At 61.4% G+C, this 21,484-nt stretch carries 24 protein-coding genes; 9 read left to right on the top strand and 15 right to left on the bottom strand.

What is annotated here, in order from left to right; all coding sequences use genetic code 11:
* Positions 1-10 precede the first annotated feature (10 nt).
* The 11 genes from Q1A85_RS18805 to fabD form a co-directional block, all read right to left on the bottom strand.
* Entirely contained in the window at positions 11-238 is a 228-nt protein-coding gene (locus tag Q1A85_RS18805) for a hypothetical protein (RefSeq protein ID WP_299693186.1), read from the bottom strand.
* Complete coding sequence (locus tag Q1A85_RS18800) at positions 231-1,415, bottom strand: phage portal protein (protein ID WP_299693183.1); 1,185 nt, start codon at positions 1,413-1,415, stop codon at positions 231-233. Before Q1A85_RS18800 ends, Q1A85_RS18805 begins: the two co-directional genes overlap by 8 nt.
* Positions 1,416-1,543: 128 nt before the next feature.
* Positions 1,544-2,908 carry a terminase family protein gene (locus Q1A85_RS18795; protein ID WP_299693180.1) on the bottom strand — a complete coding sequence of 455 codons (1,365 nt, stop codon included), beginning with the start codon at positions 2,906-2,908 and terminating at the stop codon, positions 1,544-1,546.
* Entirely contained in the window at positions 2,829-3,173 is a 345-nt protein-coding gene (locus Q1A85_RS18790; RefSeq protein ID WP_299693178.1) for a hypothetical protein, read from the bottom strand. Before Q1A85_RS18790 ends, Q1A85_RS18795 begins: the two co-directional genes overlap by 80 nt.
* 253 nt (positions 3,174-3,426) lie before the next feature.
* Complete coding sequence (mltG, locus tag Q1A85_RS18785; RefSeq protein WP_299693176.1) at positions 3,427-4,593, bottom strand: endolytic transglycosylase MltG; 1,167 nt, start codon at positions 4,591-4,593, stop codon at positions 3,427-3,429.
* Positions 4,593-5,852: a beta-ketoacyl-ACP synthase II gene (gene fabF / locus Q1A85_RS18780; protein WP_299693173.1), complete on the bottom strand. Its 1,260-nt coding sequence runs from the start codon at positions 5,850-5,852 to the stop codon at positions 4,593-4,595. Before fabF ends, mltG begins: the two co-directional genes overlap by 1 nt.
* Before the next feature lie 75 nt (positions 5,853-5,927).
* Positions 5,928-6,464 carry a GNAT family N-acetyltransferase gene (locus tag Q1A85_RS18775; protein WP_299693170.1) on the bottom strand — a complete coding sequence of 179 codons (537 nt, stop codon included), beginning with the start codon at positions 6,462-6,464 and terminating at the stop codon, positions 5,928-5,930.
* Positions 6,465-6,615: 151 nt separating this feature from the next.
* Complete coding sequence (locus Q1A85_RS18770) at positions 6,616-6,849, bottom strand: acyl carrier protein (RefSeq protein ID WP_299693167.1); 234 nt, start codon at positions 6,847-6,849, stop codon at positions 6,616-6,618.
* Positions 6,850-7,034: 185 nt separating this feature from the next.
* Positions 7,035-7,772, bottom strand: coding sequence for a 3-oxoacyl-[acyl-carrier-protein] reductase (fabG, locus tag Q1A85_RS18765; protein ID WP_299693164.1), 738 nt, complete (start codon positions 7,770-7,772; stop codon positions 7,035-7,037).
* 19 nt (positions 7,773-7,791) lie between these two features.
* Positions 7,792-8,223 (bottom strand): GyrI-like domain-containing protein, encoded by a 432-nt coding sequence (locus Q1A85_RS18760; protein WP_299693161.1) that lies wholly within the window; start codon positions 8,221-8,223, stop codon positions 7,792-7,794.
* Positions 8,216-9,148, bottom strand: a complete 933-nt coding sequence (fabD, locus tag Q1A85_RS18755; protein WP_299693157.1) for an ACP S-malonyltransferase — start codon at positions 9,146-9,148, stop codon at positions 8,216-8,218. The genes Q1A85_RS18760 and fabD overlap by 8 nt, the downstream gene beginning before the upstream one ends.
* A 179-nt stretch (positions 9,149-9,327) precedes the next feature.
* Between fabD and Q1A85_RS18750 the strand changes: the two genes are divergently transcribed.
* Complete coding sequence (locus tag Q1A85_RS18750; protein ID WP_299693154.1) at positions 9,328-10,560, top strand: cytochrome b/b6 domain-containing protein; 1,233 nt, start codon at positions 9,328-9,330, stop codon at positions 10,558-10,560.
* Between the two features lie 142 nt (positions 10,561-10,702).
* Here Q1A85_RS18750 and Q1A85_RS18745 read toward each other — a convergent pair whose 3' ends face one another.
* Entirely contained in the window at positions 10,703-11,281 is a 579-nt protein-coding gene (locus tag Q1A85_RS18745) for a YceI family protein (RefSeq protein WP_299693151.1), read from the bottom strand.
* Between the two features lie 128 nt (positions 11,282-11,409).
* The gene (locus tag Q1A85_RS18740; RefSeq protein ID WP_299693148.1) at positions 11,410-11,919 is read right to left on the bottom strand and encodes a hypothetical protein; all 510 of its coding nucleotides are present in this window, start codon (positions 11,917-11,919) and stop codon (positions 11,410-11,412) included.
* 268 nt (positions 11,920-12,187) lie between these two features.
* On the opposite strand from Q1A85_RS18740, the gene rpsF reads away from it, so the two are divergent.
* The 5 genes from rpsF (at position 12,188) to Q1A85_RS18715 (ending at position 15,475) form a co-directional block, all read left to right on the top strand.
* Positions 12,188-12,541 (top strand): 30S ribosomal protein S6, encoded by a 354-nt coding sequence (gene rpsF / locus Q1A85_RS18735; RefSeq protein WP_299693145.1) that lies wholly within the window; start codon positions 12,188-12,190, stop codon positions 12,539-12,541.
* Between the two features lie 15 nt (positions 12,542-12,556).
* Positions 12,557-12,784: a 30S ribosomal protein S18 gene (gene rpsR, locus Q1A85_RS18730; RefSeq protein WP_010139260.1), complete on the top strand. Its 228-nt coding sequence runs from the start codon at positions 12,557-12,559 to the stop codon at positions 12,782-12,784.
* A gap of 12 nt (positions 12,785-12,796) precedes the next feature.
* Positions 12,797-13,444, top strand: a complete 648-nt coding sequence (gene rplI / locus Q1A85_RS18725; protein WP_299693134.1) for a 50S ribosomal protein L9 — start codon at positions 12,797-12,799, stop codon at positions 13,442-13,444.
* Between the two features lie 191 nt (positions 13,445-13,635).
* A complete protein-coding gene (locus Q1A85_RS18720) occupies positions 13,636-14,841 on the top strand; it encodes an MFS transporter (RefSeq protein ID WP_299693131.1) in 1,206 nt (401 codons plus the stop codon).
* The gene (locus Q1A85_RS18715; RefSeq protein ID WP_299693128.1) at positions 14,828-15,475 is read left to right on the top strand and encodes a DUF4329 domain-containing protein; all 648 of its coding nucleotides are present in this window, start codon (positions 14,828-14,830) and stop codon (positions 15,473-15,475) included. Before Q1A85_RS18720 ends, Q1A85_RS18715 begins: the two co-directional genes overlap by 14 nt.
* A 30-nt stretch (positions 15,476-15,505) precedes the next feature.
* Here Q1A85_RS18715 and Q1A85_RS18710 read toward each other — a convergent pair whose 3' ends face one another.
* Positions 15,506-17,023, bottom strand: a complete 1,518-nt coding sequence (locus Q1A85_RS18710; RefSeq protein WP_299693125.1) for a hypothetical protein — start codon at positions 17,021-17,023, stop codon at positions 15,506-15,508.
* A gap of 223 nt (positions 17,024-17,246) precedes the next feature.
* The gene (tig, locus tag Q1A85_RS18705; protein WP_299693122.1) at positions 17,247-18,578 is read right to left on the bottom strand and encodes a trigger factor; all 1,332 of its coding nucleotides are present in this window, start codon (positions 18,576-18,578) and stop codon (positions 17,247-17,249) included.
* Between the two features lie 265 nt (positions 18,579-18,843).
* Here tig and Q1A85_RS18700 point away from each other — a divergent pair, with 265 nt between their 5' ends.
* The 3 genes from Q1A85_RS18700 to Q1A85_RS18690 are packed head-to-tail and all read left to right on the top strand — an operon-like array spanning position 18,844 to position 21,469.
* Positions 18,844-19,605 carry a transporter substrate-binding domain-containing protein gene (locus tag Q1A85_RS18700; RefSeq protein WP_299693119.1) on the top strand — a complete coding sequence of 254 codons (762 nt, stop codon included), beginning with the start codon at positions 18,844-18,846 and terminating at the stop codon, positions 19,603-19,605.
* Positions 19,602-21,086: an ATP-binding protein gene (locus tag Q1A85_RS18695; protein WP_299693116.1), complete on the top strand. Its 1,485-nt coding sequence runs from the start codon at positions 19,602-19,604 to the stop codon at positions 21,084-21,086. Before Q1A85_RS18700 ends, Q1A85_RS18695 begins: the two co-directional genes overlap by 4 nt.
* Complete coding sequence (locus tag Q1A85_RS18690; protein ID WP_299693113.1) at positions 21,083-21,469, top strand: response regulator; 387 nt, start codon at positions 21,083-21,085, stop codon at positions 21,467-21,469. The genes Q1A85_RS18695 and Q1A85_RS18690 overlap by 4 nt, the downstream gene beginning before the upstream one ends.
* Positions 21,470-21,484: the final 15 nt, after the last annotated feature.

Here is a 21,484-nt window from a genome sequence, read left to right as displayed (position 1 = left end):
AACTCCTCGATTACTGCGGGATTGCCGCCATGATGGATTGAAGCCCCGTCGCCAGAACGGCGGCCACAACCCCGTAAACCGTCAGCCAAAGCCGCTTTTCCAGCCGCTCCATCAACTCTTCGAGCCGGTCCAACCGGGCCGAGATATTGTCCAGATGCACCTCCGTGAGCCGCTCATGCGCCTCCAGTTTCAGACCCGGCGCACAGGCAAAGCGTTCAAATAGCTTCGCATCATCCATGCGCCGCATCCTCCGCCAACGCAGGCAGTCCCAGCAAACGCCGCTTTTCGGCCTGCGTCAGGAAATCAGCAGCCGCCACCCGCGCCCACTGCGCGTCGCGTTCGGCGGACAGGGCCGGCACCTGATCAAGATCCGGACTCAGAACCACATCCTCGCCCGTATGCGCGCCCAGCCACTCCGCCAGCGCCGCTGCCACCCGCGTGGCCAGTGGCAACACCGTCAGGCGATAGAAGGCCCGGTTCGCCTCTTGGTAATTGGCATATGTCGCGTCGCCCTGAAGGCCCAGCAGCATCGGCGGCACACCAAAGGCCAGCGCGATCTCCCGCGCCGCGGCCTCCTTGGTCTTCTGGAATTCCATGTCCGACGGGGAAAAGCCCATGGGTTTCCAGTCGAGCCCACCTTCCAGCAACATCGGACGCCCGGCATTGCGCGCGCCGGAATGGTTTGTCTCGATCTCGCTCACCAGCCGCTCGTACTGGTCGCCCGACAGTTGCGACTGCCCGTCCGTGCCCCGGTAAACAATCGCGCCCGAAGGCCGTGCTGCATTGTCCAGCAGCGATTTCGACCAGCGCGACGCCGCCGTATGGACGTCCAGCGCCATCGCCGCCGCCTGCATCGGGCTCAACCCGTAATGATCATCCTGCGGATGAAAGCTTTTGATATGGCAAATGGGCGAAATGGGGCCGGACGCATCGAACCGATGCACTTTGCCCCCCACGCGGTACTCATAAGCAATGGGCCAGCCATCTGGCCCCGGCACCACCGACATCCGGTCCGACCGCAGCACATGCAACTCCAGCGGCGCGCCACTTTCGCCCGCCACAGCCTCGACATAAGCATTGCCCGACAGCAAAAGCTGCGCATAAAGCGCCTCGAACAACTCCGCACGCCCCTGTCCGGGGTTGGGCGACTTCAGCAGCGCCAGAATGGGGTGCGTCTCAAATCGTTGTGCCGCATCCTGCAACACCAGCGGCAATGCCGCCGCCGCCTCGGAAATCAACCGCACCGACCGAAACCCGACCGGATTGCCCGAAAATCCCGACTTGGTCAGCGACACCGCATCCCGCGGCGACCACGCCACGCGGCCACCTGATTGAAAGGCCACCACCTTGCCCGTCGCGCTTGCCTTCTGCTCTGGTACATCCGCCACAGCCCGGTTCCGAAAGAAATCAAACAAGGGGGGTCTCCTTCACGTGATCCCAAGGGGCCTGTGGCCCGTCCATCCAACGAAAAAGGCGGCCGCTCACTGCAACCGCCTTGCTTCTTCTCTTTGCAAAATACTCGCCCCGCAGGGCCGGCCCGCCGTCAGGCGCCCAAGCTGCGCACGCCGGGCCGCCGATACTCCCGCGCGGGCTCGATCATCAACTCATGCAGCGCCCAGACCAGCGCATCCACCCGGTCGGGTGAACCCGTGCCCTCGAACCCGCGCCGTGTGATCCGCACCATCTCGTCCTCCAACGCGTCCAGCCCCGGCACATGCGCCACCCGGCCCTGCTCATAAAGAGCGGCCGCAGGTTCGGCGCGCAACGACTTGCCGTCCTTGGCCCGTACCGCCTTGTAAGGCACCATCGGGTCCACCTGCCGGACCACATCACGCAGGGCATCGCCGCCCTGATTGACCTCAACCACCATTCGGTCGGCCCCAAAGGTCTCGACCGCGGCAACCGCCGCCCGCGCCCATTCCATCGGGCTTGCCCCCTGCACCGTGCAATCGGCCAGCACATAGGCCCGCCACTCCTGCGGTGGACCGTCCAGCGTTGCGCCCGCAACCACGATGCCACAGGCATCCGAGGTGCTTTTTGACGTCACACAAGGATCGACGGCGACCACCACACGGTCGAAATGGCGCGGCGGCGTGCGCCGTGACGCCTCCAGCATCTCCGTCGTCCAAAGCGCGCCCTCGGCGTCGCTCAGCAGCACACCGTCAAGCTCCTGCCGACCCAGCCGGGTTCCTTCATAGCGCGCCCTTACCTCTTCGAGGAACGAGGCCGCCAGATTGGCCGCATTGGCCTCGGTCGGCGCATGGGTCACAACGGTTGACGGCATCTCCAACAGCGTTTTCAGCACCTCGACATTGCGCGGCGTTGTCGTCACGCAGACCCGGGGATCGTCACCCAGCCGCAGGGCAAACTGCAACATGTCCCAGGTCTCCTGCCCCTTTTTCCACTTGGCCAGCTCATCGACCCACGCCGCGTCAAATTGTGGCCCCCTCAACCCTTCGGGGTCAAAGGCCGTGTGCACCGTCGCCACCGCGCCATTGGGCCATTCCAGCCGCTTGCGCCCGGCCTGCCACGCCGGGCGGCGATCCGGCGGCGAGCAGGCCAGAATGCCACTCTCACCAAAAATCATCACTTCGCGGACCTGTTCGATGGTCTCGCCCACCAGCGCCACACGGCGCGCACGGCCCGGGTCCAGCGGCATCGGCCCCTCGACCATGTCGCGCACCCATTCCGCACCGGCCCGCGTTTTCCCGGCCCCACGGCCGCCCATGATGACCCACGTCCGCCAATCCCCTGCGGGTGGCAGTTGATGCTCCATCGCCCAGAATTCAAACAGAAAAGGGAGGGCGCCCAAGGCGCCCTCACCCAACTCATCCAGAAACCGCTCCTGCGCCGCAACAGGCGCGCAAGCGACCAAGCGCGCACCGAATTTCAGCTCGGGCTGCGTCATGGTCGATGGCATATCCGTTTTGGACAATGCCGGTGCGTGCTTTTCGAACTTCTCCAAGCTGCGCCTCCGCCTTCTGTACGCTAAAGACCGCCTTCGTCAGGGACGCGAGGTGGCCGTTCACTTCGGTTTCCTTGATTTCCTCCCCGGCATCGGCCCTTTCTGTGAGGGCTTGGAAGTGCCGACGCATTTCTGCAAGCGACGCCTGAACCGACAGCAAAAGCTCGTCGGTCCGGGCCTCTTCGGCGTCCGGGGTGATAAGTGTCATGTTTGCTCTGACCTCTCATGCGTTGGGATGATCTCCGCACGAGAGAAATAGAAAAGCGACCATCGGATCACTCCGAGGCCGCTTGCCCACTTCTTCTAGCTTGTCACAAGTTATACGTGTGACCGTTCGATCTGTCAAGCCAATTCGCAAGTGGCCCTGCACACACACCGCGCGCTAAGCTTAACAAATCATTACGAAAATAGACAAGCGCCTGAAAACGTTGATACAACCCTGACGTGGGTACACCAACCGTTCAGCCGCCGTCGCTTTCTTCCGCCCGCTCCGCTTCGATCTCACGCCAGCGCGCAACGTTGCGATTGTGTTCGTCCAGCGTCTCGGCAAAGGCGTGCCCACCGGTGCCATCCGCAACAAAGAAGATGAACGACGTATCATCGGGCTGTCCCGCCGCCATCAGGCTCGCCCGTCCGGGATTTGCAATTGGTGTCGGCGGCAGCCCTTCGATGACATATGTGTTCCACGGCGTGGCGGCACGCAGCTCGGACCGGCGCAAGCCACGCCCCAGCACACCCTGCCCCCGCGTGACCCCGTAGATCACGGTGGGGTCCGTCTGCAGGCGCATCCCTTGGTTCAAGCGGTTCACGAACACTGACGACACCCGCCCGCGCTCTTCTGCCACGGCGGTTTCCTTTTCGATGATCGACGCAAGGATCAACAACTCCTCCGGGCTGTCCAGCGGCACGTCCGGGTCCCGCGCTTCCCATGCGGCTGAAACAAGCAGTTCCTGCTGTTCCTGCATCTGCGTCAGAATCGCGTTGCGATCCTGCCCGCGTGTCACCTCGTAGCTGTCCGGTGCCAAGGCACCTTCGGGCGGCACCTCCGCAACGTCACCCGCAAGGACATCAATAGCCTTCAGGGCGTCCACAATCTGCCAACTTGTCACGCCCTCGGCCAGCGCCACGCGGTACCGCGTGTCCTGATCAGCCTTCACCTCGGTATAGGCGGCAGGCGCGTCTTCGACGGCAGGCTCAAACGCAGCCTTCTCGACAAAGCGGTTGGTGTTCGGGTCCAGTTCGCGGACCTGTGCGCTCAACCGGTTCACGCCGATGCGGTAAACCACCTCGGTCCCGCAGGTGCTGGCACCGCCGCGGGTCACGATGTCGACGATCTCCTCCATCGACGCGCCCGGCTCAACCAGATAGCTCCCCGCCTTCAGTTGCGAGGTCTTGTCGGCATAATCAGCGCCCGCGCGAAAAATCCAGCCATGTGTCACCGCGCCATCGGCTTCCAGCTCGCGGCTCACCCGGCGAAAATTCGACCCCCGATCCACCTGTAGGCACATCGCCTGATCCAACGGCCCGGCGGCTTCATATTGTGCGCGCCCCCAAAGGATCACGCCGCCCAGCACAAAGAGGGACACGATAAGAAAAGTGATCGCGTTAGAGGCGATCCCGCGCCACATCAGCTGACCTTTCCAAAGATCACGCTGGCGTTGGTGCCGCCAAACCCAAAGCTGTTGGACAAGGCGACCTCCACCTTGCGTTCCCGCTTGGCGTTCGGCGCCAGATCAACCGGCGTCTCAACGGCCATGTTGTCCAGATTGATGGTCGGCGGGCAGACCTGATCGCGGATCGCAAGGATCGAGAAAATCGCCTCGATCGCGCCCGCTGCCCCCAAAAGGTGCCCGGTCGCCGATTTGGTCGAGGACATTGTCACATTGCCCGCGTGATCGCCCAAGAGCCGCTCCACCGCCCCCAACTCGATCGTGTCCGCCATGGTCGAGGTGCCGTGTGCGTTGATATAGTCGATGTCCGACGGCTCAAGGCCCGCGTTGCGCAAGGCCGCGCGCATCGAGCGTTCCCCACCTTCGCCGTCCTCTGACGGGGCGGTGATGTGATAGGCATCGCCCGACAGACCGTAGCCGCGCACCTCGGCATAGATCTTGGCGCCGCGCGCCACGGCATGGTCGTAATCCTCAAGCACCACGATGCCCGCGCCTTCACCCATCACAAACCCGTCGCGGTCGGCGTCATATGGACGGCTGGCCGCTTGCGGATCGTCCGCACGTTTCGTCGACAGCGCCTTGCAGGCGTTGAAACCCGCGATGCCAATCTTGCAGATCGCCGCCTCGGCCCCGCCTGCGATCATCACGTCGGCGTCGCCATGCTGGATCAGGCGGCTGGCGTCGCCAATGGCGTGCGCCCCCGTCGAACAGGCGGTCACCACCGAATGGTTCGGCCCCTTGAACCCGTATTTGATCGACACCTGACCCGAGATCAGGTTGATCAGCGCGCCCGGCACAAAAAACGGGGACACGCGGCGCGGCCCCTTTTCTTCCATCATCACAGCCGTATTCGCGATGGAATTCAGACCACCGATGCCCGAGCCGATCAGAACGCCCGTACGTTCAAGGCTTTCGCGGTCCTCGGGGGCCCAACCAGCGTCTTCGATGGCCTGTTGTGCCGCCGCCAGTCCGAACATGATGAAATTGTCGACCTTGCGCTGTTCCTTTGGCGCCATGTAGGCGTCCGCGTTGAACGTCCCGTCGCTGCCGTCGCCCAATGGCACTTCGCACGCATATGTGGTGGCGAGGCCCTCGGGGTCAAACTGCGTGATCGGACCAGCGCCCGATTGCCCGTCAAGAATGCGGCTCCAGCTTGCCTCGACCCCATCGGCCAACGGCGTTACCAACCCCAATCCGGTCACAACGACTCTGCGCATCTGCTCTGCCCCCAAATCTTCGTTCTGGCCTGCCTCTTACCCGCTAGGGGTGGCGCTGTTCAAGCCCATGCGCGCCTAGCCCTGCGGCACCGACTTGCGAATATACAGGACGTAATCACGCCCGTCGGATACCGCCTCGCGCAGCACCTTGTATCCCAGAATGCCCGCCAAGCGGTGTGATGCATCATTGCCCGGTGCCACACGGCACACCAGCGGTCCCGTAATGACCCGGTCAAACCAGTCATGCGCAGCGCCTGCCGCCTCGCGACCCAACCCCCGACCGGCAAATTCCGGGTCTAAAAACCACGCGGCTTCGGGGTGGGCATCGTAATCCTCGCCCAAGCCGCGCGCGCCAAAGAAAAATCCGGTTTGACCCAGCATCTTTTTACCCTGATGCAGTTCGATGGCCCATTGTCCAAACCCGCTCACCTGCCAGTGGCCGGCCTGAAAGACAAAGGATTGCCATGCCTCGTCACGTCCCCAAGGCTCACCACCCACATGGCGCACGACGTCCGGCATCGCCCAGATTTCGGCAAACCGGTCGAAGTCTCCCGGACGCATGGCGCGCAGCGTGATGCGCGCCGTGTTGATTGTCGGCACATTGCGATTCATGTCTGGTGTCCTGCCCGATCACCTTTTGTTTTGCCCAAATCTGCGCCCATGCCGGGCAAAAGACAAGAACTAGCGAACCGCAAAAAGAAAAACGGCGCTTCTTTGCATATGCAAGAAGCGCCGTTTCAAAAGGGCCGTGGCCCGAACTGGCTCAGGAGGCTTTGGTGATAAAGCCCACAGCGTCGCCGAACGTCTGGATGGTCTCGGCGGCGTCATCGGGAATCTCGATGCCAAACTCTTCTTCGAAGGCCATCACCAGCTCCACGGTGTCCAGGCTGTCTGCGCCCAGATCGTCGATAAAGGATGCGTTATCGGAGACTTTCTCCTCATCCACGCCCAGGTGTTCCACAACGATCTTTTTCACGCGGTCCGCGATGTCGCTCATATGACTGTCCTCATTTTACCGGGGCTAATTTCGCGCCCCCAAGTGGTGTCCCCGATCTTGTCAGGGCTCTGGTCTTGCCCCCTTGGGGCGGTGAAGTATCGGGCCCTTTGACAAGGGCCCCAAACCGGAATCTGCGCCGCCTATAGCATATCTTTGGTTGATAGCAAGGCCGTGGCGCGGTGCCGCTACAACATGGCCATGCCACCATTGACGTGCAAGGTGGTGCCCGTCACATAGGCCGCCTCGGGGCTGGCAAGGTACAGCGTGGCCGCTGCGATCTCGTGGGCTTCCCCCATACGGCCAGCGGGAATTTGCCCCATGATTCCAGCCTTTTGGTCATCCGTCAGCTTGTCCGTCATGGCCGTCGCGATAAAGCCCGGCGCAACCGCGTTTACCGTGATCCCACGGCTCGCCACCTCGTAGGCAAGGCTTTTGGACATGCCGATCATGCCTGCCTTGGACGCGGCATAGTTTGCCTGACCGGGATTGCCGGTGGCCCCCACCACCGACGAGATGTTTACGATCCGGCCCCAGCGCGCCTTCATCATGCCGCGCATGACGCCTTTGCACAGCTTGAACGTGGCGGTCAGGTTCACATCCAGAACGCTTTGCCATTCCTCGTCCGACATGCGCATGAACAGGTTGTCCCGCGTGATGCCCGCATTGTTGACCAGAATATCAAGGCCGCCCATCGCCTCTGTCGCCTGTTTCGGCAGTGCCTCGACCGCCTCCATATCGCTGAGGTTGCAGGGCAGCACAAATGCCCGTTCGCCCAATTCGCCCGCCAGAGCCTCCAGCGGTTCGGTCCGCGTGCCGCTCAGCCCCACGGTCGCGCCCGCAGCGTGCAGCGTGCGCGCGATTTCTGCGCCGATCCCGCCCGACGCGCCCGTCACCAGCGCTGACTTACCTGTCAGATCAAACATTCATGCCCCTTTTCTCAAGCTATTCTACGTCCAGATACACGTCACAGACATTGTGTGCATCGTTCCGCGCGATGATCCTGTAGACCTCGCGCGCCAATCCTGTGGGCGTCAGGCCCTGTTCCGCCGCCGCCGCGTGCAGCGCCGGGTACACCTGCGGCAGACCTGAAAACGGGCCACGCAGCCGGTGCATCAATGCGCGACTGCCCGGCACCTCAATCGCCTCGAACCCCGGCAGCATCACGTCCATGGGCACGCCCACAGTCACCTCGATCTCGTCGCCCTCCACCCGGTAAAGCGCGGTCTCCGGTCCGCAGGCCAAAAGCCCCGCCTCGCGCTGCAACCCGCCAAGCGCATCGAACGCACTGGGGATTTTCGACAATCGTTCGTCAAAGGCGAACCGGCGGCGCAGGCCGCCAAGGGTCACAGGGTCAAGCGTGACAAGCTCAGCCATCTACAGCGGCCTTCACATCGTCGGGCGTTCCCACCGCACGCGTGGCGATGGACCGGTCGATGCGCCGCACCATACCCGACAGCGCCTTGCCCGCGCCGATCTCCCAGATCTCCGTCACACCTTCGCCTGCCATCCACAGCACACTCTCGCGCCAGCGTACGGAGGCCGTTACCTGATCCACCAGATGGTTGCGCAAAAGCGTGGCGGATGTGCAGCCATGCGCCAGCACGTTCGGGACAACGGTGACCTTGGGCGTCTCGATATCCACATGGCTCAGTGCTTCGGCCATCACACCCGCTGCGGGTTCCATCAGGCTGCAATGGAAAGGTGCAGACACAGGCAGCATCACCGCGCGCTTGGCCCCACGCTCCTTGGCCAGTTCCACCGCACGCTCGACCGCACCGATATGGCCCGATACAACCACCTGACTTGGATCGTTGTCATTTGCCGCCTGACACACTTCGCCCTTTGCCGCCTCCGCGGCTACAGCGCTGGCCGCCTCGAAATCCAGACCCAGCAGCGCCGCCATCGCACCCACGCCAACGGGCACGGCCTCTTGCATGGCCTGCCCGCGGGTGCGCAACAGTCGCGCGGCATCTGCCACACTCAACGATCCCGCCGCACATAGCGCCGAATATTCGCCCAGCGAATGGCCAGCGACAAACGCAGCCTTTTCGACCGTCACCCCTTCGGCGTCCAGCGCACGCATCACCGCCATGGACGTGGCCATCAGCGCCGGTTGCGCATTCTGCGTCAGCGTCAGCCTGTCCTGCTCTCCGTCCCAGATCAGCGCGCTCAGCTTTTCACCCAGTGCGTCGTCCACCTCTTCGAACACCGCGCGGGCCGCCGGATAGGCCTCGGCCAGATCACGGCCCATGCCAATGGTCTGTGCCCCCTGCCCAGGAAAAACAAATGCAATGCTCATGCGCGGCCCCTCGATGTGTTCTTTGCTGATCCCGGGTGTAATGGGCGCGGCTGCACGAAACAAGCCAGCCCTGACAGCGCTGCACGGCACCTGTGCAGCAATTTGCGGTTGTCACGCAGCACGGTCGCATAACATTAGGACCAGACGTGTTGTCCTATCGTCCCTGATGGAGAAGTATGATGTCCCTCGCCAACACCGCCTCCAGCTATGGCTCGGTCGCCAAGACCCTGCATTGGCTGACCGCCCTGCTGATCCTGACCCTGTTCCCGCTTGGGATCGTCGCCAACAACATGGCGTATGAACTGCGCACCGCCGCAGCCCCGTCTGACGACCTGCTGGCGCGGACCGCATGGCTGTTCTCGCTGCACAAGACGCTGGGTGTCACGGTGTTCTTTGTGGCGCTGATCCGGATCGCATGGGCCCTGCGCCAACCCAAACCCGGCCTGCTGCACCCTGACCGCAAAGCCGAAAGCTTTGCCGCCGAGACAGTGCATTGGCTGCTCTACGGCTCTTTGGTGCTGGTGCCCTTGTCGGGCTGGATCCACCACGCCGCAGCAAGCGGCTTTGCGCCCATCTGGTGGCCCTTTGGTCAAAATCTGCCGCTGGTCCCAAAATCCGAAACGGTTGCAGCCGCCATGGGCGGCGCGCATTGGGTGCTGACCAAAGTTCTGGCGGTTTCGCTTCTTCTGCATATTGCTGGCGCGCTCAAGCACCATTTCGTCGACCGTGACATGACCCTGCGCCGCATGTGGTTCGGCGCGCCCGACCTGCCGCAGGCTGACAGCAGCCACAAACACGCCATGCCTGTTATCGCCGCTCTTGCCTTTTGGGCGCTGGCACTGTCGGGCGGCGCGGCCATGGGCGTCTATGCGCCCCACGGTGCAGGACATGACGGCACAGCCCTCCAAAAGGTCGCCTCAGACTGGCAAGTGCAGGACGGGACCCTGTCCATCACCGTGACGCAGCTTGGATCAGAGGTGTCGGGCACGTTCTCGGACTGGACCGCTGCAATCACCTATGACGAAACCGTGGAAAACGGGATCGCAGGCACGGTCGAGGTCACCATCGCAATCGCCTCTCTCACCCTCGGCAGCGTCACCGGACAGGCCATGGGACCGGATTACTTCGATGCCACAACATTCCCCACGGCCACGTTTGCAGCCGACATCATGCGGGTGGTCGATGGTCACGAGGCCGTCGGAACGTTGACGATCCGCGACCAAAGCGTACCGATCACCCTGCCCTTTGGCCTGTCGGTCAACGGGGACGAGGCGTCCATGGTTGGGGGCATCACGCTGGACAGGCGCAATTATGGCATCGGCGACAACATGGCCGACGAAAGCTCGCTCAAATTTGCGGTGGAGGTGGACGTGGACCTCATCGCCTCACGCGGATCAGATCAAACCGGATAGCGGCAGCAACGCAAGGCGGCCTGAAAAGGCCGTCTTGTATAAAATAGTGTCGCGCGGCAGCGCGTCGTTTTGGCAGCACCGTCGACGCAAAAGGGCCACGCAATGTCCGTTGCGTGGCCCTGTCTCAACTGCGGTGCTTGTATCAGCCAGCCTTCTGCGCCTCGATCGAGATCATCACCTCGACCTCATCACCGACCGCCGGGGCAAAGGCGCCAAGGCCAAAATCCGACCGCTTCAGCGTCGTCGTTGCATCAAAGCCAGCCCAGGGCGTGCCCTGATTGGGGCCAAAGGGAAACGCGCCGGACTGGTTCAGCGTGGCGTCCAGCACCACCGACTGCGTGGTGTCGTTCATGGTCAGATCGCCGGTGATCTTGGCGGTGTTGTCGCCGGTCACTTCAATCGCGGTCGAAGTAAAAGTGATCAGATCTCCGTCTTCGGCCCCGAAAAAATCGTCGGACATGAAATGGCCATCACGGGCCTCCCAGCCTGTGAACATCGATTTTGTCGGCATCGACACGGTCACACTCGAGTTCGCAGGATTGTCCTGATCAAACATGATCTCACCTTCAAAGCCAGAGAACATGCCGAATGTGGTCGAGTATCCGAGGTGGTTGTAGGAAAACACGACCTGGCTGTGGCTGCTGTCGAGCGTGTAACGCTCGGCGGCAAAGGCGGTGCCTGCCGCTGCTGTCAGGGCTGTGGCCAGAAGGAGAGATTTCATCGTGGGTGCTCCGTAGGGTTGGTTACGCATGACGCAAAATGTGATGCATCCCGGCCCCGAAGCAACTCCACACAGATCAACAGACCGTGCGCGGCAGCGAACACGGTCTGTCCCAATTGGATGTCAGATCAGATTTTTCCGTGCGCGCTCAGGGCACAGAGCAGGGCGTACCGTGTCTCGGGATCGGCCAGCGGCACTTCGGCCAGAAGCTCGCCGCGTTTGTCCCACATCCGCACCATATGCGAAACCACGTCGACCGTGCCGAGGTTCGAAAACGCGCAGCGACGCACAACCACCGGCGACGAAAACATTGACGCGGCCGGGCGCACCAGACGCAGCACATCGCGCTCAAGGTCAATTTCCACCTCAAGGCTGCGCTTGCGCCGCGCACCTTGGATCAACGCCACACCGGCCATGCCCATGAAGGCCGACAGCGCCAGTTTGAACAGCATGACGTCCTGTTCAAAGGCACCACCGGGCTGCAACCACAATCCGACAACCGCCATCACCATCACGATCCCGGAAAACCGCTGCGCGCCACGCGCCAGCCACCGTCTGCCGTCGACCGTCCGCACCGGTGCAAAGACCGACCCGTGCGGGTATGTGTCCGAAAACATTGCGTCTGTTGTTGCCACCATGGTTCCCATCCCTCGTTCCACGTCAGGTGTTTTTTGTTAACCACAACTGTCGGGGGTAATCGTGACCAGATTGGGGCGTGCGCAAGGTATTGCAGTGCCGCCTTTGCGGCACCGAGGGGCCCGGCTTTTTCCCTTGCACAGGCGCGCGCGCGGTGTATACGGGCGCATCCCTGCAGCACCTTTTTGCCGCGCAGTCTCTCGTGACCGATCCGCAGGGGATCATGGACCGGTCTTTGAAATGCGCCTTGATAGAAGTGGAGATACGTCCATGCCTCTTTATGAGCATGTGATGATTGCCCGTCAGGACCTGAGCAACACTCAGGCCGAGGGTCTCATCGAACATTTTGGCACCGTCCTCGCCGACAACGGCGGCACCCTCGTGGATAACGAATACTGGGGTGTGAAGACGATGGCCTACAAGATCAACAAGAACCGCAAGGGCCACTACGCCTATCTGCGCACCGATGCCCCCGCTGGCGCCGTGCAAGAGATGGAGCGCCTGATGCGCCTGCACGAAGACGTCATGCGCGTTCTGTCCATCAAGGTCGACGAACATGCCGAGGGTCCATCGATCCAGATGCAGAAACGCGACGAACGCGACACCCGTCGCGAACGCCGGTAAGAAGGAGCACGCACAATGGCTGCAAAACCGTTTTTCCGCCGTCGCAAGGTTTGCCCGTTCTCTGGCGAGAACGCGCCCAAGATCGACTACAAAGATACACGCCTGCTGCAACGCTACGTGTCCGAGCGCGGCAAGATCGTGCCAAGCCGCATCACCGCCGTATCGGCCAAAAAGCAACGCGAACTGGCCCGTGCCATCAAACGCGCGCGCTTTCTCGCCCTGCTGCCCTACGCCGTGAAATAAGGAGCGACTGACATGCAAGTTATCCTTCTCGAACGTGTGGCCAAGCTGGGCCAGATGGGTGACGTCGTCGACGTCAAACCTGGCTACGCCCGCAACTTCCTGCTGCCCCAGAAAAAGGCGCTGACGGCGTCCAAGTCGAACATCGCGGATTTCGAGGCACAGAAAGCACAGCTTGAGGCGCGCAACCTCGAAACCAAGAAAGAGGCCGAAGCGCTGGGTGAAAAGCTGGATGGCCAGCAGTTCATCGTGATCCGTCAGGCCTCCGATGGCGGCAACCTCTATGGCTCCGTCACCCCCCGTGACGTGGCTGACGTCGCCACCGAAGAAGGCTTCACGGTGGATCGCAAGCAGATCGTGATCCCTGCCCCGATCAAGGAACTGGGCCTGCACGATGTGCACGTGTCCCTGCACCCCGAGGTCGATGTGGTGGTTCAACTGAACGTGGCCCGCTCTGCCGAAGAGGCCGAGTTGCAGGCGTCCGGCAAATCGATCCAGGAATTGGCCGCCGAAGAAGAGGCCGCTGCCGAGTTCGAAATTCAGGAACTGTTCGACGATATCGGTGCCGCGGCATCCGATGACGACGATCTGGCCGAAGCTGCGGGCATCGCCCCAACCGAAGGCGAAGAGGCCTCGGAAGAGGCTGATGAGCCCAAGGCCTAAAGGCCCGGTCCATTCACACCCAAGACAACCGCGCCGCATCCCGGCGCGGTTTTTTTGTCGGCACCTGATCCCGTCCCGGACACCCCGACACAAGGCCCATGCGTGCGGGTGTGCCGGGTTGGCGCCTGCGTTGCCGCACAGGCTTTTGTCTTTTGACTTGCCATGCCCGCGCGGGCGTTGGACACGACCTCATGTTCAAAAGCCGCTCCATCACCTTTATCCTGATCACGTTGATGATCGACGCCATCGGCATTGGCATCGTGTTCCCGATAATGCCGGATCTGATGGACCGCGTGGGCGCAGGCGACACAGGACAGGGCGCGCTTTGGGGTGGGCTGCTGATGGCGGCCTATGCAGGCGCACTGTTTTTGTGCGGGCCCATCGTGGGCAGCGTCTCGGACGCAGTAGGCCGCAGGCCGATTCTGATCGCCGCGTTGGTCATGCTGGCCCTGGACTATGTGATCATGGCGCTGGCGGACACGTTCTGGCTGCTGTTGCTGGGGCGCACGCTCGCCGGGCTTGCGGGGGCGACATATATCACCGCAACAGCCTATATCGCCGACATCTCGGCACCCGCGGAAAAGGCCGCCAATTTTGGCCTGATCGGCGCGGCCTTTGGTATCGGCTTTGTGCTTGGGCCTGCCATCGGCGGGGTGGCCGCCGAACTCAGCCTGACCGCGCCCTTCTGGATCGCGGCAGCCCTGTCGGCGGCCAATGCCCTCTTTGGTCTGTTTGTGCTGCCCGAAAGCCTCGCCCCGGACAAGCGCCGCCCTTTTGGCAAGCGTGACCTCAACCCGTTCAGGTCGATCCTCGACGCCTTCCGCCTGCCCGGCCTTGCCGTGCCGCTGCTGTGTATCCTGATCTTCGAGTTTGCGAACATGGTCTATCCCAGCATCTGGGCTTTCTGGACCCGCGAGGTGTTCGATTGGCCGACCCTCTATATCGGGTTGTCACTGGCGGCCTATGGGGTGCTGCTGGCACTGGTGCAAGGCGGGTTGATGCCCGTCCTGATCGGGTGGATCGGAGATTTCCGCACACTTGTGCTGGGTATGATTGCAGCGCTGATCGGATTGATCGGCTTTGGTTTCACCGGAACGGTCACGGCGCTGATCATTTTCCTGCTGCTGGCCGCGCTCTCGGACCTTGTGCCCGCGTTGATGACGGCGATGGCATCCAATCAGGTGGACGCAGACCGGCAGGGTGTCGTGCAAGGTGTCATCGCCTCGCTGTCCTCCGTGGCGGCCATTCTGTCACCCATCGTGATGACAGCCCTGTTTCAGGCCTCTGTCGACGCAGACGGCATTTATCTGCCCGGCGCACCCTTCCTCTTTGCCGCGCTGCTGGTCCTTGCCATGATGCCCTTGGCGCTGCGTTTGCGCGGACATGCGTCGGTCTGATGCGCGGTTGCCCGATCATGTCGCAGAAACCGGCCTCCAAGGCTGGACAGTGCCGCCGCGCGGCGGCACGGTGCGGCACATGAAACGCATGATGTTCCTCGCCTTTGCCCTGCTCCTCGGGGCCTGTCTCGCGCAGGACCCTGCCTCCATCGAAATGGCGCCCCGCGCCCAGCCGCAAAGCCAAGGCGAAATCGCGTTCATGTCGCGCCTGTTTAACGATATACAGCCGACCTCCATCACGGACCGACGCGAATATTGCGGGCTGATCGGTGTCGATGCGGGCGGCAGTTTTGTCGCGACCGAGCCCGTGCGCGGGCGGGTGTCATCCTGCCTGCCGCCCGATCCGCGTTTTGCCGATTTTCAGGTGCTGGCCTCGTATCACACGCACGGGGCATGGGATCCCGACTATTACACCGAAGTGCCCTCCTTTGACGACATGCGCACCGATATCGAGGACGGCACAGACGGATACATCGCCACACCCGGCGGGCGGTTCTGGTATGTGGATGCGCGCAATCAGATTGCGCGGCAAGTCTGTGGGCGCGGCTGCCTGATCGCCGATCCCGCCTACCGGTCAGACCCGGACGACCCGGTCAGCGCAACCTACACGCTGGACGATCTGCGCGCGTTCTGAGGCGGCGCGAACGCCGCCCCTGCCCCACCCTCACTCGTCGACGAGCGGCTTGAGCTGGTAATAGATGTGCGACAGCTGAAACTTGCCAAAGCTGTTGGTCTCCCCCTGTGTCACGTTGTGACAAAAGAAACAGCTGTTGGCGAAGGTCTGCGAATAGGTCTCCATCGTCGCATTGTAGAGATCCAGAGACCCGCGCATCTGCGCTGTTTCATCGCCATTCTGGTTCGGGATCGGTGCGGGACCGCCACCTTGCGGTGTTGTCGTCCAGATGCCACCGGTCTGCACGTAGTTCTTGCGCGGATCACCCGCCGCGATCTGCGACAGAACGTTTGTGTTGAGTGACACCAGTTCGGTGTTGTTCTTGACCGCCTTGTCGAACACATCCTGCGTGATCTTACCGCTGTTCACGTCGTCGGGCGTATACGGCAGGCTGCCCCATGGCCGGACACGCACAGTATCCGAGGGCACGATGCCACCGGCACAGACCGGACCGCCGTCCTTCATTTCGGCCACGATCTCAATCACGTTCGGATTGTCCTTGTTGGCCGTGGTCGTCATGCATTCGACGTTTTTACCAGTGGCCGTGCTGTCTGTGGCGAGGAACGTATAGCTGCCACTGGAATCGTAGGGCCACTGCACCGGCTCTGTCCCCCCGTTGGAGTAGTAATAACCGACATCCGGCGCGTTGTTGATGTGCTCGAACGTGGCCCAGACGAATTCCGGGTGGTCCTGCACCGTGCCCACCACGTGAATGCCCACCAGCGCCAGCGTCAGATCCTGCGTGCCGTTTGGCGTCCACACGGTGTTGTTCGCATTGGGCGTGTAGGCTGGAACCACCGCGGGCATGGTCACGTAAGCAGACGCATCCGGCAAGGTCGCGGCATCGACCCACGACGTCTTGAGCTCCATGGCCAGTGTTTCAGGCGCGACAGGCGCGTCCAGACCGACCTTTTCCACATAAGCCTCGATCAGCTTCAATTCGTCCGCGCTGATCGGAAAGTCCTTCAGGTCCTCGGCCTTGGTGTTCTTTTGCAGGGTCAGGAAATCGGCGTAGACGTCGTTGGAATGCACACCATAGTAAACCAGCGATTTGCCCTGACTCATAAGCGTGCCGCCACCAGCTTGCGTCACTTCGCCAAGCGAATCCACCGCCTTTTCCGCACGCAGCGCAACGTTCAGCGCAGGCGTCGCGGTGGCTTTCTGGAACCTGCGCACGCCGTCGACTTCGGGCAGAACATTGTAAATCGCCGCGCCGTCCAGGACGATACCGTCGCCTTCGGGCGAGGTCAGCCACAGGAACATCTGCGAGCCCCACTGGTAAAAATTGCAGATTTGCGGCCCCGCGCCGCCATTGGGATTGTCATCGGTGAAGGTCACGGAACTGGGTGGACTTACTACGCCATTGGGAGTGACCGTGCCGCCGAACCACGAGGCAATATCGGCTGTGCACGTGGCCTCTGCATCCGTGGGCATGGTCATCTGTGCCCAAGCCGGAGTTGATGCCAGCAGACATGCACAGGTCGAAAGTGTAAGTGTTTTCCGTCTCATAGAGCCCTCCAAATCGCGCAGAACGCGCGCTCAATCAAAATGCGGGGGCGGTTTGAAAAATGTTAAAACAATAGGGTAATAGGCTGCCCCCATAGGCCAACGGTCGGACAGTTCGCCAGTCAAGTCAACTACCCTAGGTAGTGATTTTCGCCTGCCGCATCCGTCAGCACAAAAAAGGCCGCCCGAAGGCGGCCTGATTGTCAGTCTGACAGCTGCGTGGCGATCAATCGTCCTCGAGCGCCTCAACAGCCTTTTGCAGATCGTCCTTGCTGATTTCCTTTTCGGAGACGTCAGCATTTTCGACGATGTGGTCCACAACCTTGTCTTCGAACAGCGGCGCGCGCAGTTGCTGTTGCATTTGCGGATTTTGCTGCACGAATTCAAAGAACTGGCGTTCCTGACCGGGATATTGACGCGCTTGCGCCATCACGGCTTGGCTCATCTCGGCATCGGTGACTTCGACCTCGGCCTTTTGGCCGATCTCTGCCAGAAGCAGGCCCAGACGCACGCGGCGCTCGGCAAGTGTCTTGTGCTCATCCGTGGGCTCGACCTCGGGGTGGTCATGGCCCTCGACCTCGGGGTTTTCCTCGTGCCACAGCTGATGCGCAATCTGCTTGGCTTCGGCCTCGACAAGGCTCGGCGGCAGTTCAAAGCTGACCACCTTGTCCAGCGCGTCGAGCAGACCGCGCTTCATCACCTGACGGGCCGCACCGGCATATTCACCTTCAAGCTGCTCGCCAATGCGGGCCTTGAGACCGTCCAGATCATCCGCGCCGTATTTCTTGGCCAGTTCGTCGTCGATCTCGGCGGCGACGGGTTCCTTGACCTCTTTGATCTTGCACTCAAAGACGGCTTCTTTGCCCTTGAGGTTTTCGGCTTGGTAGTCCTCGGGGAAGGTGACGGTCACGTCTTTCTCTTCACCGGCCTTCGAGCCGACAAGCTGTTCCTCGAAACCGGGGATGAACTGACCGGAGCCCAGCACCAGCGGGAAATCCTCGGCGGCACCACCGTCAAACGCTTCGCCATCCACACGACCCAAGAAGTCGAAAACAACCTGATCGCCGTCCTTGGCTTTGGAACCTTTCTTGCGTGCCTTGAAGTCCTGCGCGTTCTCGGCGAGCGAGCCCAGCGTCTCTTCGATCGCGGCCTCGTCGGCCTTGACCACCAGACGCTCAAGTTTCAGCGCGCCCATGTCGACCTCGGGGATTTCGGGAAGCGCCTCATAGGACATCTCGACGTTTACGTCGTCGCCCTCTTTCCAGTCTTCGTTGGTCATCTTGACGTCGGGCTGCATCGCGGGACGATCGCCGCTGGCCTCGAAATGCTCTGCCATCGCGCCGTCGACGCTTTCCTGCATCGCCTCGCCCAGCAGGCGCTGACCAAACTGCTTTTTCAGCAGCGCCATCGGCACCTTGCCTTTGCGAAAGCCCTTCATTTCGACTTCGGGCTGGGCTTCGGCCAGCTTTTCATTGACCTTGGCGTCCAGTTCGGCCGCCGTCACGGTAATCGCGTAGCCGCGTTTCAGACCTTCGTTCAGCGTCTCGGTGACCTGCATGTGTGCTCCCATAGCGTCATTGCCCCCGGAATTGGCCAGGGGCGCATCAGAAATCGCGCCCTTCTAGGCACGGCGCGGGGCGGGTGCAAGGGGCTTGGTCGCAATGGCAAAGGGTATTTCGGCACCGTCAGGCGAAGATCGGGGGCAAACCTACCATAAGTTGCGTGAAAACGTGTCCCCGCGTTAAGAGGAGATAAATAAGAATGAAATCATACTGAACTCTGCGAACGGTCAGATCAAATTGGCCACAGTGGGATTAAAGACGATGAGACATCACAGATTCGGAGCGTTGCGCCGTATGTTTGTGGCGCTGTGGGTCACGCTCTGTGGCGTGACGGCGACAGCGCAGACCGCGCCTTTGCTGGCGGCGGCGGATGAATGGCCCCCCTTTTCAGGCGTCGACTTGCCCGGTCAGGGCATGTCGCTGGACGTGATCCATACGGTGCTGACCGAGGCAGGATATGATGTGACCACGAGGGTGGTGCCTTGGGCGCGCCTGATGGGCGATGCGGACATTGGTCAGTTCGACATTATCGGGTCGCTGTTTGCTGATCCCGAGCTTGAGGAATACCTTATTTATTCCGATCCCTTCTTTCTCACCGAGGTCAGGCTGGTGCAGCCTGTGGGCGAAACCTATGCGTTCACGACCGTCGCCGACCTGCGCCCCTTTAGCATCGCGGTGGGCGACGGGTTTTTGTACGAGGATGAATTCGACCGCGCGACATATCTGGAAAAACACGTTGTGACGACGACACTTCAGGCCATTCAGATGGTCGCCGCAGGACGGGTCGATCTGACGCTGGACAGTGTGGATGTGGTCCGCCACACGATCACACATGACGACCCCAACCTAAAGGATCGCGTGACATTCGCTGATGGTGTCCTCGCCCGGCAAGACATCCATATGGCCATCCGCCGCGATGTCGAAGGCAGCCAAGAGATAGTCGATGCGTTCAACGCCACGCTTGCCAAGATGCGGCGGGATGGTCGTCTTGAAACCCTGTTGATGAGGCATGTCCAAAGATGATTGCGACGCTGCGCGCCATCGGCTTCGACAATCGCCTTGGGCTGCGGCTTGTGATCGCATCCCTGATTGTCGGATCGGTGCTGTCCGTGCTGAGCACCAGCGCCCAGTTGGGCGCGAGCTACTTCCGGCAGCGTACGGACGCGACGCTCGTGCTGAGCCGGATCGAAGACACGCTTGCCAGCCCGCTCGAACAGGCGGTGTGGACGTTCAACTTTGATCAGGTCGATGTCATTCTGGACGGATTGGCGGCGGATCCCAATATCGCGTTTGTGGAGTTGCAATCCTCCACCGGGCAAAGCTGGACGCGCGGCGACCCTGACGAGCAAGCCGCAACGCCCGACGATCAGCGTGTCTACGAACTGGTGCACAAGCTCGACAACAACCGCAGCGAACTGGTCGGCGTGCTGGATGTGCGGCTGTCGCTGGATGCGGTGCGTGCACGGGTCTGGGCCGAATTCTGGACCACGTTCCTCACCAATCTGGCCAAGGCCTATATCGCGGCAATCGCCCTGCTGTTTCTGGTCGGTCACATGGTGTCGCGGCATCTGCGCAAGATCGCGGATCACGTGGACAATACCAACGCCGACAACACCAACGCGTTGCGGCTGGACCGTGCAGGCAGCGAAAAGACCGATGATCTTGACCGTATTGTGGACGCGATTGACCGCTTTGAATGCCGCACCCGCGAGCAGATGGATGCGCTTGGCAACGAAATCATCGACCGCAAACAGGCAGAGGCGGAGGCGCGGCAGGCGCTGTCCATACGCTCGCAATTCCTCGCCACAATGAGCCATGAGATCCGCACGCCGCTGAACGCGATCATGGGGTTCCTGCACCTGATCGCGACCTACAAGGATATTGACGACAAACCGCGCGTCTATGCCGAAACGGCGACCAAGGCGTCGCATCAACTGATGAGCCTGATGAACAACTCGCTGGATATGTCGCGCATCGAAGCTGACGCGGTTGAAATCAAAATGACGCCAACCGATATCCACAGCCTTGCCAAGGACTGGCATCAAAGCGCCGAGGGTATGCGCCACATGCGCGACAAGAACATCAAGATCACGCTGGACGTGGCGCGCGACCTGCCGCCCCTGATCAACATGGATGCCTCGCACGTCACGCAGATCGTTTCGAACCTCGTGGACAACGCAATCAAGTTTACCGATGCCGGAGAGGTGGACATTGCGATAAAAAATGCTACCTCAGATGGCAATCCCGCAATTGACATACGTGTCAGTGACACAGGAAACGGCATTCCGGAGGACGCCCGTGCGCGCATTTTCGAACGATTTACCCAAGCGGATTCCGGAATGCTGCGCGCCCATGGCGGGTCTGGTCTTGGCCTTGCCATCTGTAGCGAGCTGGCCCGACTGATGGGTGCGACACTCACTCTCGATGACCGGATCAGGGATGGTTTTACCACCGTTTTCTTGTTAAGGTTGGAAAACGTGGCCTTGGTGGACCTCCCGACATGACGTATATGCACAAAGTGCTGCTGATCGAGGATGATGAGTTTACGCGCTTTATGATGCGCGAGATCATCTCTGGTCTGGGCGTTGAGGTCGAAATCGCATCAAACGGCGACGAAGGGTGCAAGTTGCTGGAAAAGCAACCGGGCGAGTTCGGACTGGTGTTGATGGACTTGCACATGCCGGTCATGTCCGGCATCGACGCAACTCTGAAAATCCGCAACGAGGTTCAGGATCCTCCAAGCAAGGTGCCCATCATTGCCGTCACCGCGGATGTCACCTATCACAATTCGTCCCGCGTTGCTGAACTGGGCATGAATGGTTTCACGCCCAAACCTGTATCGCCGGGGACCTTGTTATCCCTCATCGACCAATATTGCGCCGCCTAACAGGTAATTCAAAAT

This window comes from uncultured Tateyamaria sp., assembly GCF_947503385.1.
Taxonomy (GTDB): Bacteria; Pseudomonadota; Alphaproteobacteria; order Rhodobacterales; family Rhodobacteraceae; genus Tateyamaria.
Note: the sequence above shows the minus strand (reverse complement) of the source record. Positions and strands in the feature narration are given on the sequence as shown.